Annotated in this window: 14 protein-coding genes; 12 read left to right on the top strand and 2 right to left on the bottom strand. The window is 38.6% G+C overall.

Annotation, left to right across the window (positions count from 1 at the left end; genetic code table 11):
- Positions 1-148: 148 nt before the first annotated feature.
- Together BM176_RS05880 and BM176_RS05875 are read right to left on the bottom strand one after the other, a co-directional pair.
- Positions 149-475: a DMT family transporter gene (locus BM176_RS05880; protein WP_090101676.1), complete on the bottom strand. Its 327-nt coding sequence runs from the start codon at positions 473-475 to the stop codon at positions 149-151.
- A 75-nt stretch (positions 476-550) separates the two neighbouring features.
- Positions 551-1114 carry a Crp/Fnr family transcriptional regulator gene (locus BM176_RS05875; RefSeq protein WP_090100534.1) on the bottom strand — a complete coding sequence of 188 codons (564 nt, stop codon included), beginning with the start codon at positions 1112-1114 and terminating at the stop codon, positions 551-553.
- Positions 1115-1391: 277 nt separating this feature from the next.
- On the opposite strand from BM176_RS05875, the gene BM176_RS05870 reads away from it, so the two are divergent.
- The 12 genes from BM176_RS05870 (at position 1392) to BM176_RS05815 (ending at position 15845) form a co-directional block, all read left to right on the top strand.
- Positions 1392-1721 carry an MGMT family protein gene (locus tag BM176_RS05870; protein WP_255373445.1) on the top strand — a complete coding sequence of 110 codons (330 nt, stop codon included), beginning with the start codon at positions 1392-1394 and terminating at the stop codon, positions 1719-1721.
- Positions 1722-1799: 78 nt separating this feature from the next.
- Positions 1800-3329 carry an alpha/beta hydrolase-fold protein gene (locus tag BM176_RS05865; RefSeq protein ID WP_090100532.1) on the top strand — a complete coding sequence of 510 codons (1530 nt, stop codon included), beginning with the start codon at positions 1800-1802 and terminating at the stop codon, positions 3327-3329.
- A gap of 288 nt (positions 3330-3617) precedes the next feature.
- Complete coding sequence (locus BM176_RS05860; protein ID WP_090100530.1) at positions 3618-4217, top strand: Crp/Fnr family transcriptional regulator; 600 nt, start codon at positions 3618-3620, stop codon at positions 4215-4217.
- Positions 4218-4279: 62 nt separating this feature from the next.
- Positions 4280-4855 (top strand): hypothetical protein, encoded by a 576-nt coding sequence (locus BM176_RS05855; RefSeq protein WP_090100528.1) that lies wholly within the window; start codon positions 4280-4282, stop codon positions 4853-4855.
- A 145-nt stretch (positions 4856-5000) separates the two neighbouring features.
- On the top strand, positions 5001-5264 hold the full coding sequence (locus BM176_RS05850; RefSeq protein WP_090100526.1) for a cupin domain-containing protein: 264 nt from the start codon (positions 5001-5003) through the stop codon (positions 5262-5264).
- A 109-nt stretch (positions 5265-5373) separates the two neighbouring features.
- Positions 5374-6411 carry a bifunctional transcriptional activator/DNA repair enzyme AdaA gene (locus BM176_RS05845; RefSeq protein WP_090100524.1) on the top strand — a complete coding sequence of 346 codons (1038 nt, stop codon included), beginning with the start codon at positions 5374-5376 and terminating at the stop codon, positions 6409-6411.
- 173 nt (positions 6412-6584) lie between these two features.
- Positions 6585-8063 (top strand): amino acid permease, encoded by a 1479-nt coding sequence (locus BM176_RS05840; protein ID WP_090100522.1) that lies wholly within the window; start codon positions 6585-6587, stop codon positions 8061-8063.
- Between the two features lie 226 nt (positions 8064-8289).
- Positions 8290-9330, top strand: coding sequence for a sensor histidine kinase (locus tag BM176_RS05835; protein ID WP_090100520.1), 1041 nt, complete (start codon positions 8290-8292; stop codon positions 9328-9330).
- The gene (locus BM176_RS05830) at positions 9327-10091 is read left to right on the top strand and encodes a LytR/AlgR family response regulator transcription factor (protein ID WP_090100518.1); all 765 of its coding nucleotides are present in this window, start codon (positions 9327-9329) and stop codon (positions 10089-10091) included. Before BM176_RS05835 ends, BM176_RS05830 begins: the two co-directional genes overlap by 4 nt.
- A 212-nt stretch (positions 10092-10303) precedes the next feature.
- Positions 10304-11632 (top strand): TolC family protein, encoded by a 1329-nt coding sequence (locus tag BM176_RS05825; protein WP_090100516.1) that lies wholly within the window; start codon positions 10304-10306, stop codon positions 11630-11632.
- 6 nt (positions 11633-11638) lie between these two features.
- Positions 11639-12700 (top strand): efflux RND transporter periplasmic adaptor subunit, encoded by a 1062-nt coding sequence (locus tag BM176_RS05820; RefSeq protein ID WP_090100514.1) that lies wholly within the window; start codon positions 11639-11641, stop codon positions 12698-12700.
- 10 nt (positions 12701-12710) lie between these two features.
- Positions 12711-15845 (top strand): efflux RND transporter permease subunit, encoded by a 3135-nt coding sequence (locus tag BM176_RS05815; protein WP_090100512.1) that lies wholly within the window; start codon positions 12711-12713, stop codon positions 15843-15845.
- The last annotated feature ends 42 nt before the right edge of the window (positions 15846-15887 follow it).

Below are 15887 nucleotides of genomic sequence, written 5' to 3'. Positions count from 1 at the left end.
GACCTGAGTTATTTACACTTGCATTATAAAGGATGATTCTCCAAAAGAAGTTATCAGGTGATGGCGCCGGTTGTTCCTGCATGTGCCAGATCGTTTTGCCCCATAAAGGGTTTATTAATTTGAATAAAGGTCTGTTTAGCAAAAATCCTTAGTGTGATACTGCTTTTAGTCCAACAATAGAACCTATTAATGTTACTATAAAGAATAGCCTCCAGAAATGAGCAGGTTCATTAAAGATAAAGATTCCCATCAAGGTAGTACCGACTGCGCCAATACCTGTCCATACAGCGTAGGCTGTTCCCAGGGGCAGGGTTTGTGTGGCTTTCATTAGTAAAAGCATACTGGCCACTAATGAGAACAGGAAAGCGCCGTACCATAAATACATGGCCATGCCTATTGATTCCTTTGCTTTTCCGAGGCTGGAGGTAAATGCTACTTCAAATAAACCAGCGATGATTAAAATGATCCAGTTCATAATGTTTAATTTTATGACAGCAAGTTCACACTTTGTAAGAAGTAAAAATTTTACAAATGATAAAAAATTAACCATCTATTTCAGTTCAGCCCTGATCCTGCTCAAACTAACCTGCGTCATACCGAGATAAGAAGCGATATGACCTAGTTGTACCCGTTGCAGTAATTCAGGATCAGTTGCCATTAGTTCTTTGTAGCGTTCCATAGCTGTTCTGCATTGCCTGAAAATAAGCCGTTCTTCCACTTTTATTAATTCCTGTTCAGCAAATTTTCGCCCCCAATTGGCGACATGAATATCTTCACTGAACAGCTTGCGCAGATGCTCTGTATTTAGCTTGTACAAATCACATGACTCCAGCAATTCTATGGTTTCATATCCTTTTTGGTTTTCAACATAGTTCTTCATGGAAATGACTGCGTCGCCTTCTTTTCCAAACCAGAAAGTTATTTCTTCATCGCCCGGATTGGCATATGCCCGCACTATACCTTTCTTTATGAAATACATGGTTGATTCTATCCTGTTCGCTTTAAATAAAACATGTGCTTTGGGATAAGTTATTTCGTAGATGTTTTCTTTCAGTAACGTTTTTGATTTTTCCGGTAGCGGGTATATATTGTCAATTATATTGTCTATATCCATAAGTCATTGATATTGAAAAAGCGAATATACATATTGTAGTTGCGAAGTTGAAATAGCAAGGGGTTATGTGAGATGAAAGATATCATTTACCAGGCTTACAGTATAGCCAATGTCTCTGCAACTTACTTCAGTGCCCTATTAAGTTACCGAAAACCCGGGTTTCCGCAAATGGATATTTGGAGGCTTTTTTTTGTAATTTAGTCTTCCTCATAGTAACGAACGGTAAAAAAAAATATGTCGTATTCAACTAATCATTTTCTGAACTAATGCATATAACGTGAAAGAAAATACAATAGATACTGAAGCTATATACAAAGCTATTTTTGATGTAGTGCGTAGCATACCCAAGGGCCGGGTTAGCAGTTACGGCGCGATAGCTAAGGCCGTAGGCCTGAAATCAGGGGCAAGAATGGTAGGTCGGGCAATGGGTCATGTGATGGGCTTGAAGCCCGCCGTACCCGTTCAAAGGGTAGTAAACAGTACGGGGTGGCTGAGCGGGGATGACGGGCAACGGCAGAAAAAACTTGAAGCAGAAGGTATAACCGTAAGTGCTGGCAGAATAGTAGACTTCAAAAGAATATTCTGGGACCCGATGAAGGAATTATGATTTTAAAGAACATCCTTTACTAACTACCAATCCCATTAAGTATGAGTTGATCATCATCAAACTATAAAATAAATCTAAATGAAAAATAGATCTATCTTTCTTTTTATCCTGTTAACAATAATTAGCGGTACGGCTAACATGGTCCGGGCGCAGGATACCGTTTGGAGAACAACCGATATAGGAATCCTTGACTCCTTAAATTCAAACATATTAAAAGAAAAGCGGCTTGTACAAGTATTCATACCTCAAAACTATAAACCAGGAAGTGCTGATAAATACGATGTGCTGTATGTGCTTGATGGTGGTAACTGGAATACAGGCTTGATAACAAAGGTTCAACGTTTTTTAGAAGGAGAGAGCTACATGCCCCCAACAATAATTGTAAGCGTACTAGGTATCGATCGTAATAAAGATCTCACTCCAACTCATATGGATGATTGGAAAACCTCGGGAGGAGCGGGTAACTTCCTTGGTTTTATTAAAAATGAGTTGATACCATATATTAATGAAAAATATCCTTCTAATGGGGATAATACTTTATGGGGGCATTCATTAGGTGGTTTATTTGTTATAAATGCGCTGTTAAATGAGCCAAAAACTTTTAAGTCGTATATCGCAGTTGATCCCAGTCTTTGGTGGGATAATTGCTATATACAAAAAATCGCGCCCGATAAGTTACTTGCATTGGCCGGTTTAAATATCACACTATTCATAAGTGGCAGAGAGGGACAGGAAAGTGAATCTATGAAGATCACTACAATAGATACAGTCCTTAAGAAAATGGCTCCTGCAGAGTTAACCTGGAAAATTGTTAATTACCCCGATGAAACGCATAGCTCGATAAGGCTAAAAAGCATATACGACGGGTTGAAGTTTTCCTATGGATGGCATAATGGTCAAATTGAATTTCATCCAATGAATGGTATAGTTTTGAAAGACAAGCCCCTTAAAATATGGTATTTTGGTGATACAACAAAAGCTCATTACACCCTTGATGGAACTGAACCTACAGTTTTATCTGCAAAAATACAGCCCGAGATCAATTTAACTGATGCCAGTAAAATCACTGTGAAGCAGTTTACCAACCGGTCACGCTATGATAAGATTAAAACCGGTGATTTTACAACTGAAAAAGCCTTAAAACCCATTTCAAAACAAAAGAATGTAATATCAGGTGGTTTCCATTATGCTTATTATGAGGGAGGATGGGATACATCTGCGAACTTTAAGGACTTGAAACCGCAGAAAACAGGGATAACAAACGCCGATTTTGATGCGGATAAACTTCCACGGAAAAATAATTACGCCTTAGTTATTGATGGATTATTGGAAGCAAAGGAAGATGGCTATTATATTTTTGTTTTGGACGCCGACAAAAATTCAAAACTATACCTTAACAATCGGTTACTTATTCGATGGGCTGGCTCTTACAGCAACCGGACGTATTCGTACATATTACCTTTGGAAAAGGGATTTTATCCCCTACGGCTAGAATATCTACATAAAAATGAAGACTTTAAATTAAAGCTCTCTTATCTTACACCAAGTATCATGAGTACTAAAAATCCTATTCCTATTCCTTTAAATCTTCAATATAGCCACGATTAGAATCATTTATATCATCTGCTACCGGGTTCGAACTTCGTCCTTGGGAACTCACAGATTTAAAGCCTTCAAGTCGAAAGATTTGGAGGCTTTTTCATTTCGTCACGTTATAAATTGCATACAACATAGGTGTCCCATAAAGTTCCATTTGCAACTTTGGAAAATAGAACCCCATTCCTCTGTTTGGAATCCATTCTTTGTACACGGTGATAATATCTTTTGTGTAATATGATGTCAATTTATCATTGCGCATCTGAGAGCGGATTTATGTATCTTGGTGTATAATTTTTTATGGAAAGGAACGATACCGAAGGCCAGCTTCTAAACTTCAGGAAAACATTAGAACAGATTATTCCCCTTAGTGATTCTGAGTGGAAGATGATTAGCAGGAAATTCAACCTGATGGAAGCGCCCAAACGCACCCAACTGACCAAAGAGGGTCAGATCGCCACCAGCATTTATTTTATCAATAAGGGTCTCCTTCGTATTTTTTATACAAAAGAAGATGTGGAGATCACTGGTTTTATTTTTTCCGAAGGATTATTTGCAAGCTGTTATGAGAGCTTTCTGCTACAAACAAAGAGCAACCAGACCTTAGAGACGTTAGAAGATTGTGTGTTGCTGACAATCGATCACAGCGAATTACAAACACTCTATAAAGAAGTTCCTGCCCTTAATATCATAGGTAGGGTTGTAGCGGAGCAACGTTTTATCAATGGGCAGCGTATTTTGTCTTCCCACCTGCTGGATAGTCCTGAAGAGCGTTACCGTCAATTCTCTGATCAATATCCCGGATTGCTGATGCGGGTGCCTCAACATATTATAGCTTCCTACCTGGGCATTACTCCTGTATCCCTGAGTCGTATACGTAAAAGGATCAGCCGGAAGTAATTTCTTTACAATTGTTAACGTCCTTTCCGGTTGCGTATAGATAATTTTGCGCAAAAGTTTATATGTATCAAAAATATCTAACCGGCCTATTTCTGACTTTTATTATCGTTCGGGTTTCAGTTGCCCAGACCCCAAAAAGTGACAATCATTTTGAGCTCGAAGTGGATCCAATCGCCTTTATCCTGAACGGCTATTCCGCCCATGTCGGCTACCAATCTGGGCATTTCCGGTGGGATGTGGGTGTATACGGGATTGAAGTACCGTCCTCTTTCTCAGGCTATGATAACTTTAAAATCAAGAGCAATGGTGGAGGTGTGAAAATGGATTATCTCTTCCAAAAAAGAAAAGGACTTTTGCTGGGCATTGAATCTAATATTTCTAATGAGCGGGTCTCGCCAAAATCCAATCCTGACAATGATATTACCAAAACATTTACGAATATTTCCCTAAGCATGCGCGTAGGATACCGATGGATGTTAGGTAGTAAAAGCAGGGGCTACAAAGGTCTGTACATCTTTCCCTGGGTGTCATTTTTATCCTTTAACCTCAATCCTCAATCCGCATACATCCAGGGACAAGAATATAAGCAAAAGATGCTTTCTTTCTTTCCCACTGTTCATTTTGGATACAGCTTTTGAACAGGCGTTCTTTACCAGTTCTCTGGTAGTCAAGGGCATATTGCAGGCAATGCACAATTAGTAAGTAGTTGATTTTTAATATTTAATAAAAGGCTCTAAAATTGCCCTCCTTCTTTCCGCTAAAAAGGGACAAATCATCACAAGCATGATTTGTCCCTTTTCATTTTCGATTGGTGCTGCTAATACGTTAGTGGATAATATTAATGTTGAACCTGGCGCAACATATCCCTATCACAATCATCCTGCCGGTGAAGAAATATTTGTAATAAGTGGTGAAGCAACATTGGAAAGCGCAACGCTTTCACAGGGAGATTATTTATATACTCCGCCAAATTTTAAACATTCTGTTACTACAAAAGCGGGATGCACCATGCTGTTTGTTGTTCCGGAAGAAGTAGAGATTTTATAACTTTTCTTATCCTTCGATGAATAAATAATAACCGACTATTGGAAATACTTGTTAAGTTTTCGGTTGTGTGCCCAAACAGGTAGGTTTATCTTTGTGAAAAGAAATAATAATGCTGACTAAAGAAATGATGTACAAAGCAATTGTCGAAAAGGACATCAGCTTCGAAGGAACATTTATAACAGCAGTTAAAACTACAGGAATATTTTGTAGACCAACCTGTACTGCACGGAAGCCTAAGGCAGAAAATGTAGAATTCTTTAAAACGACCAGCGAAGCTATATTGAAAGGATACAGACCTTGTAAAGTTTGTAACCCCTTAGAAAAAATAGGGGAAACACCTGATTCTATTAAAAATATTTTAAACGAATTAAATGCAAATCCATCAGTAAAATTTAAGGACTGGGACTTAACTCAAAAAGGTATTGAACCAAGTGCAATACGCAGATGGTTTTTAAAAAATCATGGTATTACATTTCATGCTTATCAAAGAATGTTTCGTATTAATGCAGCCTTTAAAAGAATACAAGATGGTGAAACAGTTACCTCTGCTGCTTTTGATGCCGGTTATGAATCCTTAAGTGGCTTTGGAGACTCTTTCAAATCCGTTTTTGGCGTATCTCCTTCAAATAGTAAAGAGAAGCAGGTTATAAACATTGTCAGACTTGAAACTCCACTGGGAACAATGTTTGCCTGTGCTGTTGAACAAGGTATTTGTCTTTTAGAATTTACAGACCGGAAAATGCTGGAAACAGAACTAAAAACACTGGCCCAAAAACTAAATGCTAATATTATTCAGGGAGCGAACAAACATTTTGATTTATTAAAACAGGAACTTGATGAATATTTTGAAGGAAAGAGAAAACAGTTTACTGTGCCCTTGTTCGCACCTGGAACAGAATTTCAACAACTAGTATGGAACACCTTACAAACAATCCCATACGGAGCGACACATTCTTATAAGCAACAATCAATAGCTATTAATAGACCCGAAGCCGTTCGTGCCGTTGCCAACGCTAATGGAATGAATAGAATTTCGATCATTATTCCCTGCCATAGGGTAATTGGTGAAGATGGAAACCTGACTGGGTATGGAGGTGGGTTACATAGAAAAAAGTGGTTACTCGACCTGGAAAAATCAAACAGCTGATTTTCTTTTACCCTTCAGACTAAAGAAGACCGTGCGTCTATCTTTTTATCCATCCTTTATTTAAAAATTATTCATTATCAAATTGTTATATCCGGATCTTTAGATTTTCAATAAATTTAAGTACGTTTAAGCATAAATAAGTTAATAATTCAAGACAACTTTATTTAAGCTTTATGAGATTTAAGAAACCGTTAGATTTATTACTGAAAGAAGCCTCTGAAACTGGTGCCAGTACATTAAAGCGTACTTTAAGTAGTTTTAATTTGGTTACAATGGGGATAGGCGCAATAATAGGGGCCGGATTGTTTTCCCTTACCGGCCTGGCCGCTGCTAATAACGCAGGCCCAGCTGTTACCATATCATTTGTAATAGGTGCTATCGGTTGTGCATTTGCAGGTTTGTGTTATGCTGAATTTGCGAGTATGATCCCGATTGCCGGCTCGGCTTACACTTATTCTTATGCCACTATGGGTGAATTTACTGCCTGGATAATTGGATGGGACCTGGTATTGGAATATGCATTGGGTGCAGCAACAGTATCCATTAGCTGGTCGCAATATTTGACTAAATTTTTGCATTATTTCAATTTGGAAATACCTCCACAATTTACCAGGTCGCCCTGGGAGAGTGTCATTCTTGATAATGGCACGGAGATTCATGGTATCATGAATCTTCCGGCAGTATTTATCATTGTATGCTTATCACTATTATTGATTCGCGGTACGAAAGAATCGGCCTTTGTAAATAACTTATTGGTGGTGCTTAAAGTTGCTGTTGTATTAGTTTTTATAGCTGTTGGCTGGGGCTTTATTAATCCTGCCAATCATACCCCTTATATCCCTGCAAATACGGGTACATTTGGAGAGTTTGGATGGTCTGGCGTATTACGTGGTGCTGGTGTGGTGTTCTTTGCCTTTATTGGCTTTGATGCGGTTTCAACTGCGGCACAGGAAGCGAAAGACCCTAAACGTGGCATGCCAATAGGTATAATAGGTTCACTGCTGGTATGTACAGTATTGTACGTATTATTTTCGCATGTAATGACAGGCGTTGCAAATTATACTGAATTTAAAGATAGTGCTGCACCGGTTGCCGTGGCCATAGCCAAGACTCCCTATGCATGGTTGCAGGAATCTATTATAGTAGCTATATTGGCTGGTTATACTTCAGTGATATTGGTAATGCTCATGGGGCAATCCCGTATCTTTTATACAATGGCAAAAGATGGCTTGATACCTAAAACGTTTTCAGCAGTTCATAAGAAATTTCAAACTCCGTATAAATCCAATATATTATTTGCGGTATTTGTGAGTTTATTTGCTGCTTTTGTACCTGTAAGGGTGGTGGGTGAAATGGTATCGATAGGTACATTATTTGCATTCGTTTTAGTATGTGTAGGAGTGATGGTAATGAGAAAATCGGATCCGGATTCTCCACGCCCTTTTAGAACACCATGGGTACCTTTTGTACCATTGGCTGGCATTATCATTTGCGTTTTGATGATGGTATCATTACCTCTTGATACGTGGATACGCTTAGCTGTTTGGATGATAATCGGATTGCTGGTTTATTTCTTCTATAGTAAGAAGCATTCCCTCATACGTAAAGGTATTGTGAATATTCCTAAAGATCCGTTAAACCCTCATTTGTAAAAGATTGAATTTTATTATACAAAAGGAGACTGTCTTAATTGGACAGTCTCCTTTTTGTTTCTAAACATTTTATAACAGTTTGTAAGTTGACTAAAAAAAAATGCTATCCTCCTGAGTCCGTCAAATGGTTGCCCCAACACCCGGGAATTGTCGCCTTAAATTGAAAAATGGCAGCCTCACGCTGTTTTTTTACTATCTATGATACAGATATAATAGATTTGTGGTTATGAGAAATCAGCTCCCTCTTAAAAGTCTAATCGGCCTGTGCTGGCTATTACCTTTTATTACAGGCCTTCTGGCCTTTATTATTACTCTATTACTCACTAATGATATTTATCAGTCATTCTTACTTTTTTTGCAAAATATAATAGTGATGGTAAGCATTTGTTTTGCAAATCTGAGTTTGCTAAGAATGATGTCAGAAAAAAAAACTCCTGAGAGTAAAAAAAATAAGATTCAACATTATTTACTCAGTTATTTTTCTACTATTATTGTCTGGTTTGTAACTACCACTTTGTTTTTATATATAACCACTTCGAAATGGCATTTTGGAGAAACGAGGGAGAATGTAAGTATGGCATATACGCTTGCGGTACTAACTCTGTCGATTATGAACACACTTATTCTATTTTTACAGAACTTCATTATTCTACAACATAATAAAGCAAAAGCAGAAATTGAAAACCTGCAATTACAAGCTAACGTAAGTGAGACTGCTAATTTGTTGTTGCGGCAACAAATTCACCCGCATTTCCTGTTTAATTCCCTGACCACCATCAAGTCATTGTACAAAAAGGATTTACAGGAAGGCGAAAATTATTTGATGCACCTGGCCAATTTTTTAAGGGCAGTAATTTCCAACAATAGCAATAAAACTACCTTAATAAAGGATGAGTTGATGCTTTGCATGGACTATCTTGAAATGCAAAAAATGCGTTTTGGTCCGGCTTTGAATTATACAATTGATATATCAGAAGAAACGAGTCAGGAAAAATGCCTGCCCTATTTTTCTCTTCAGCCTCTGCTGGAAAATGCATTAAAACATAATGATCTGACGGAAGACCGCCCACTTTTTTTGTCCGTCAAAGAAGAGGGCGAATATCTTGTCGTTACAAACAATATACAACAGCGCAGATCTGTGGAAGCTTCAACAGGAGTTGGGCTCGCCAATCTGTCCGAACGTTACCACATACTGGCAGGAGAGGAAATTATAATCAAATCAGATACTTACTTTTTTCAGGTATATATTAAAACCTTAAACAAATGAAGGTAATAATTATAGAGGATGAACGGTTAACTGCTGAGGACCTGTCTCAAACAATTTTGCAGGCAGATACGGATATTGAAATTGTGGCAATATTGAAATCGGTAAATGAAGGCCGGAGATATTTTAAGAATAATCCACCTCCTGATATTATTTTCAGCGATATCGAGTTAGGTGATGGCCTTAGTTTTGAAATTTTGGACAACCTGAATACTCCGGTGATTTTCTGCACAGCTTACGATGAATATGCCCTTAATGCCTTTAAGGCAAATGGCATTGACTATATATTGAAGCCATTTTCTTTAGCAACAGTTGCTGCTGCCTTACAAAAATTCAAAAACCTTACACAAGTTAGAAGGGATGAAATAAGCAGGCAATATGAATCCATAAAGAACCTTTTTTCGGATACTAAAACAGCACAGGTAACAGCATTACTTGTAAATTTTAAAGACAAAATATTACCTATAAAAATTGAGGATATTGCCTTGTTCTGCCTGGAAAATGATGTGGTGTATCTGATGACATTTGAGCACATAAGCTATTTCCCCAATAAAAGCCTGGATGAACTGGAGAGAATTGTTGGGGATCATTTTTTCCGGACAAACCGGCAATACCTGGTAAACCGCAAAGCAGTACTTAATGTTTCCAGTCATTTATCCCGCAAGTTATCTGTAAGTGTTTCAATTCCCGTGAAGGAAAGTCTTACTGTAAGCAAAGAAAAATCTTCTATGTTTCTTAAATGGCTGGCCGGAGGCCCTTTTTGAAATTCAGATTCCCTGATTAATAAGTTATTGGTAATTAATCGTATCTGCGATGCTGAAATCGCCGGCTTTTGCAGAGTGGTATTATCCTGGAGGCTTTAAGTTCTTATTTGTCCGTTTCGGCAAACAAGCACTATTTCGGCTTCCACATTTGCATCAATTTTGGCTTTTTTAAAGGGTAATTGTAAGTACAATTACTTATTTATAAGCTGAACATGAATAGAAGAATTATCTCAATCTTATTGCTGGGGTTTTCACCCTGCATAGCCGCCGCTCAGCAGACGAAAAGTCTTAAAGACTGTATTTCTTACGGACTGGCACATCACATTAGCAAGGGGGTTTATGCCAACGAAATCCTTTCCGCAAAATACAAATCAAAAGAAGCATTGGCAGGATACCTGCCTTCCGTAAATGTTTCAGGAAGCTTGGACGACAATTTAAAGCTTCAGGAATCTATAATACCTGCAGGGTTATTAGGTCCAACTGATACACATATTACGTTTGGAAAGAAATTTAACTCGAATACCTCCATCCAGCTTGACCAGACCATTTATGACCAGTCATTAATTGCCGGACTAAAAGCAAATAAACTCAATATAAAGCAGGCAGAATTGAACAATCAACAAAATGATGAAACCATCATTTACAACATCTGCTCGGCCTATTACCAGATATTCGTTTATAGAGAACAAATGTCTTTGCTAAAAGACAACCTCAACAGCTATGATGAACAGCTTAAAATATCCAGATTAAAAGTAAACAAAGGTGTTGCCACCGAAGTGGATTTAAATAAGATCCAGGTAAATTATAACAATACCTATTCCCAGATTCTGGTTGCCGAGAGTAATCTGGCAGTATCTGAGAACCAGTTGAAAAATGTTATGGGATTTCCTTTGGACGAGAAAATATTGATTGATTCTGTTTCTGGTATAAACTCCGGAAACGTAAGTGATGATCCTAACCTCTTTAATGCAGAGTACCGGACAGATTATAAATTATCAGGCCTCAATATTTCATTACTTACTATCGATCAAAAACGCATCCGGGCAGGAGCCCTTCCTAAATTAACCGCTTATGGACGATATGGTGCAATCGGATTTGGAGACAACCTTAGCCAATCCTATTCGGGCCTGTCAGACTTCTCTGCCATAGGATTGAAGTTAAGCATCCCGATTTTTGATGGTTTTAAGCGTCATGCCCAATATACCCAGGCTAAATACAAACGACTTAATGCAGTTAAAAACCAGCAGCTGGATAAAGAGAATTATAAGCTTGAATTTGAGAATGCCCATACCAAATTATTAAAGGCCAAAAATAGTATGGAGTACGATCGTCGCAATATTGAATTAGCTCAATCCGTATTCGAAAGTACAGATATGCAATATCAAAAAGGAGTAACTGATCTCACAGATTGGCTTAATGCCCAAACTTCTCTGAAGGAGGCGCAAACGAATTATCTCAACTCTCTTTACAATTTTTATCTGGCAAGCATCGATCTGGAAAAAGCCAATGGTACTTTAATAAAATTCTATAACGCACTTTAAAAAATTATGAAACGGACATACGTTATAATTATCATCATAGCTGCATTGCTACTTCTGGTTGTTTTTAAACTGGCAAGCAATAAAAAAATAATAGATGAGAAAAGCCATCCAGAACAGGTTGTAAGTATAAAAATACCGGTTAAAGTTGCTACTGTAGAAGAACAGGTAATAATGCTGAACATAATCAAGACCGGTAATCTGGCGCCGTTTAAAGAAGCAAAAGTATTAACTACTGCCAGTGGCATAGTTCAACAGATCAGGTTTCAACTGGGCGATAAGGTTAAAGCGGGGCAGGTGCTTGCTGTAATAGACAGCCGTAGTAATCAGATTGATCTTCAAAAGGCAGAATCTAATATGTCTAAATTAAAGAACGATCTGCAAACGTACTCTGAGCTCTTTGCAGGAAAGGCAGCCACGAAAGAAAAGCTGGACGAAATCAGACAAAATTACAATGATGCTGTAAACCAGGTTACACAGATCCAAAGACAAATTACCGATGCTTCCATTAAAGCACCAACTGATGGTATCATTTCCATAAAATCGTTAGAGCAGGGAGTATTTGCAAATGCAGGTACGGAGCTGGCTACGATCATCAATTTGTCGAGGGCCAAAGTACAGGTTAATCTTACAGAATCTGAAGTGTATCAGATTGAAGATGGTCAGTCCGTTAAAGTAACGGCCGATGTATATCCCGGAGTTGAATTTAATGGTAATGTAACCTTTATCAGTCCGCAGGCCGATGCCGCACATAACTATACAGTGGAGATCATGGTGGCAAACTCTTCCAGGTCATTGCTAAGATCCGGCACTTTTGTATATGCCGACTTTTCAAAGAAAACACATGATAACGTATTAACTATACCCAGAGAAGCACTAACAGAAAGTGTCAAGGATGCATCTGTTTATGTGGTTGGTAAAGATAACAGAGTATCACTAAGACCCGTTGTACCTGGCCGTGAAATGAATAGTGCAATTGAGATACGCAGTGGCCTCCGGAAGGGAGAACAGGTGGTAACATCAGGGCAAATAAATCTTAAGAACGGAACAGAAGTAAGAGTTTCAAATTAAACGCAGCGGAATGTCTATATCAGAAATTGCCGTTAAACGGCCTCTATTAATACTTGTGGTATTTACAGTTCTCATTCTATTTGGTTTGCAAAGCTACCTTGGCTTGAATTATAACCTGCTACCAAAAATGCAGATAAATGTAGTAACTGTATCCACTATCTATCCCGGTGCATCTGCTGCTGAAGTGGAAAATTCAGTAACCAAAAAACTGGAAGATGCATTTGCTTCTATTGAAGGACTTGACCAGGTTAACTCAACTTCCCAGGAGGGAGTTTCGCAGGTTACCTTAAACTTAAAGAGTAATGCCAATGTAGATAAGGCTGAAAGGGATGTTCAGCGTAAGGCAGACCAGGTAATGAATGACCTGCCTAAAGGTATAGATAAGCCACTTGTAAACAAAGTGAACCTTGAGGAAGCTCCCGTAATACGTGCAGGTGTAATATCCAACTTAGCCCCCAGGGAATTATATACCCTGATGGATAAGCAGATCAGACCTGTATTACAGAATATTGCAGGGGTAGGCCAGGTGAATATAATTGGTGGAGATGAGCGTGAGATACAGGTGAACATAGACCAGAGTAAACTCAAGAGTTATAATCTCGGTATTGCTGTTATTTCAAAGGTTATTAATAATGCGAACCTGTCTTTTCCTGCCGGACAGATTGAAACTCAGGATCAACAATTTTCGATTCGTTTTGATGCTAATGTTAGTTCCATTGATCAGATCAAAAAACTTATTGTAGCCAGGAATGGGAAAAGTGTTATTTATCTTGGAGATATTGCCGAAGTTGTTGATGCAACAGCGAAAACAACAGCTATCAATCATATTAATGGTCTTCCTTCCATCGGTGTACAGGTTATTAAACAAACCGATGCCAATGCGGTTGATTTAAGTAAGCTTGTGAAAGAAAAGTTTACAGCATTAGAAAAACAATATTCGGCAAAAGGAATAAAATTTACTGTTTCCAGTGATCAAAGTACATATACATTATCTTCTGCGCATGCGGTGATGGAAGATCTTGGTCTTGCTATACTGATTGTTGGTATTGTGATGCTTGCTTTTCTGCATAGTGTGAGAAGTTCGATGTTTGTATTGGTGGCTTTACCATGTTCAATTATACCCACTTTCATAGCCATGCATTTTGCTGGCTTCTCACTGAATTTAATGTCATTGATGGCTATGTCTTTGGTGGTTGGTATCCTGGTGGATGATTCGATCGTGGTTTTAGAGAATATTTACCGGCACCTGGAGATGGGGTCTGATAAACGGAAAGCTGCTCTTGATGGGCGTAATGAAATTGGATTTACGGCTTTGGCTATTACACTGGTGGACGTAGTGGTGTTTTTACCGCTTGCACTTTCCGGAGGCCTTATAGGTTCCATACTAAAGGAATTTGCACTTGTTGTTGTATTCTCTACATTAATGAGTTTGTTTGTTTCGTTTACAATCACTCCACTTTTAGCAAGCCGTTGGGGAAAACTGGAACACCTGACTACTAAATCCTTATGGGGACGTATCAATCTTGGTTTTGAAAGTATAATTGATAGCTTAAAAGCAGCTTATGCGACATTGCTTGAAATTGCTTTGCGCAGGAAAAGGTGGGTGCTTTCAGGTGTATTGCTGATGATCATTGCTTCAATAATGCTGGTAGTAAAAGGTTTTGTGGGTGCTGCATTTATTCCGGCAGGAGATAAGGGAGAACTAATTATTAACCTGGAGCTCACACCTACAGCTACGATTTATCAGACCAATATGGTGGCACAGGAAGCTGAAAAAATAATATTGGCAAGACCTGAGGTTACGGGTGTTTTTTCTGCTATTGGTTTTGTAAGTGGCAGTGTAGCTGGTGCTGGCAACAACAATAATATGGCGGAACTTACTGTAACCCTTAAAAACAGGAAACAACGAACCCTTTCCTCAGATGAGTTTGGGATTGACATGCAACGCCGGTTAAGCGCTGCTATACCAGGTGTGAAAGTGTCTGCTTCTGCTACTTCAATATCCGGTTCGGGGAATCAGGCTCCAATCCAGATTGCGATAAAGGGGATAGAGCTAAAGGCAATAAGGAATACTGCCGACCAGTTTAAAGATATAGTGGCTTCTATACCAGGTACTAAATTCGTTGAGTTATCTGTAAAAGACCAGAAACAGGAAATAGAGATCAACCTGAACCGGGATAAAATGACTTTACTTGGCCTGGATGTAAGCCAGGTTGGGACTGCTGTACAGAACTCGTTTAGTGGGAATGATGATAGCAAGTTCAAACAGGGAGGTAATGAATACGACATTAAAATAAGCCTTGATAAATATAACCGGTCTAATATTGGTGATGTACAGAATCTCTCTTTTACCAATAGTGATGGACAAAGTTTTCTGCTCAGCCAATTTGCGGATGTGCATGATGCATTAGGCGAAAGTGTGCTGCAACGTAGTGACCGTTTGGGTTCAATTACAGTAAAGTCAAATTTGGTAGGGCGCCCACTTGGTGCAGTGATCAGTGAAATCAAAGCAAAGACAGCAACACTTAAAATTCCGGAAGGAATCACTATTGAATATTTAGGGGATGCTAAAAATCAGGGTGATGCATTCGGGAGTTTGGGCCTGGCGTTGATAACAGCAATACTATTGGTTTATTTGATTATGGTGGCTTTATATGAAAGCCTTATTTATCCTTTCGTAGTATTATTCTCTATTCCTGTTGCCCTGATAGGAGCATTGCTGGCATTGGCATTAAGTATGGAAACGCTCAATATTTTTTCTATCATCGGCATTATTATGTTACTGGGCCTGGTATCAAAAAATGCCATATTAATAGTTGACTTTACCAATCAGCTAAAAGCGGAAGGTCGCTCTGCAAAAGAAGCCCTGATCGAAGCTGGTAAAGAAAGACTTCGTCCAATCCTTATGACAACACTTGCTATGATTTTAGGGATGCTTCCAATTGCACTGGCGAGTGGAGCTGGTTCTGAGGTGAAAAATGGAATGGCATGGGTAATTATCGGAGGGCTTACCAGTTCAATGCTGCTTACCTTATTTGTTGTACCGGCAATGTATCTGATAATAGAAAAAATAGCGGTGAAATCTCCAAAGGAGTCAAAGAGATCTGAAGGATCGCAGGAGGTAAGAGCTGTGTTTTCTGAATAGGGGTATTATAAAACTAAAGCGTCATATTTAAAATAATGGGTT

Source organism: Chitinophaga sp. CF118, assembly GCF_900112615.1.
Taxonomy (GTDB): domain Bacteria; phylum Bacteroidota; class Bacteroidia; order Chitinophagales; family Chitinophagaceae; genus Chitinophaga.
Note: the sequence above shows the minus strand (reverse complement) of the source record. Positions and strands in the feature narration are given on the sequence as shown.

Excerpts from the sequence above, each read along its gene's own strand:
- BM176_RS05880 (WP_090101676.1), bottom strand. The coding sequence starts at position 475 with ATGAACTGGATCATTTTAATCATCGCTGGTTTATTTGAAGTAGCATTT.
- BM176_RS05875 (WP_090100534.1), bottom strand. The coding sequence starts at position 1,114 with ATGGATATAGACAATATAATTGACAATATATACCCGCTACCGGAAAAA.
- BM176_RS05865 (WP_090100532.1), top strand. The coding sequence starts at position 1,800 with ATGAAAAATAGATCTATCTTTCTTTTTATCCTGTTAACAATAATTAGC.
- BM176_RS05860 (WP_090100530.1), top strand. The coding sequence starts at position 3,618 with ATGGAAAGGAACGATACCGAAGGCCAGCTTCTAAACTTCAGGAAAACA.
- BM176_RS05855 (WP_090100528.1), top strand. The coding sequence starts at position 4,280 with ATGTATCAAAAATATCTAACCGGCCTATTTCTGACTTTTATTATCGTT.
- BM176_RS05850 (WP_090100526.1), top strand. The coding sequence starts at position 5,001 with ATGATTTGTCCCTTTTCATTTTCGATTGGTGCTGCTAATACGTTAGTG.
- BM176_RS05845 (WP_090100524.1), top strand. The coding sequence starts at position 5,374 with ATGCTGACTAAAGAAATGATGTACAAAGCAATTGTCGAAAAGGACATC.
- BM176_RS05840 (WP_090100522.1), top strand. The coding sequence starts at position 6,585 with ATGAGATTTAAGAAACCGTTAGATTTATTACTGAAAGAAGCCTCTGAA.
- BM176_RS05835 (WP_090100520.1), top strand. The coding sequence starts at position 8,290 with ATGAGAAATCAGCTCCCTCTTAAAAGTCTAATCGGCCTGTGCTGGCTA.
- BM176_RS05830 (WP_090100518.1), top strand. The coding sequence starts at position 9,327 with ATGAAGGTAATAATTATAGAGGATGAACGGTTAACTGCTGAGGACCTG.
- BM176_RS05825 (WP_090100516.1), top strand. The coding sequence starts at position 10,304 with ATGAATAGAAGAATTATCTCAATCTTATTGCTGGGGTTTTCACCCTGC.
- BM176_RS05820 (WP_090100514.1), top strand. The coding sequence starts at position 11,639 with ATGAAACGGACATACGTTATAATTATCATCATAGCTGCATTGCTACTT.
- BM176_RS05815 (WP_090100512.1), top strand. The coding sequence starts at position 12,711 with ATGTCTATATCAGAAATTGCCGTTAAACGGCCTCTATTAATACTTGTG.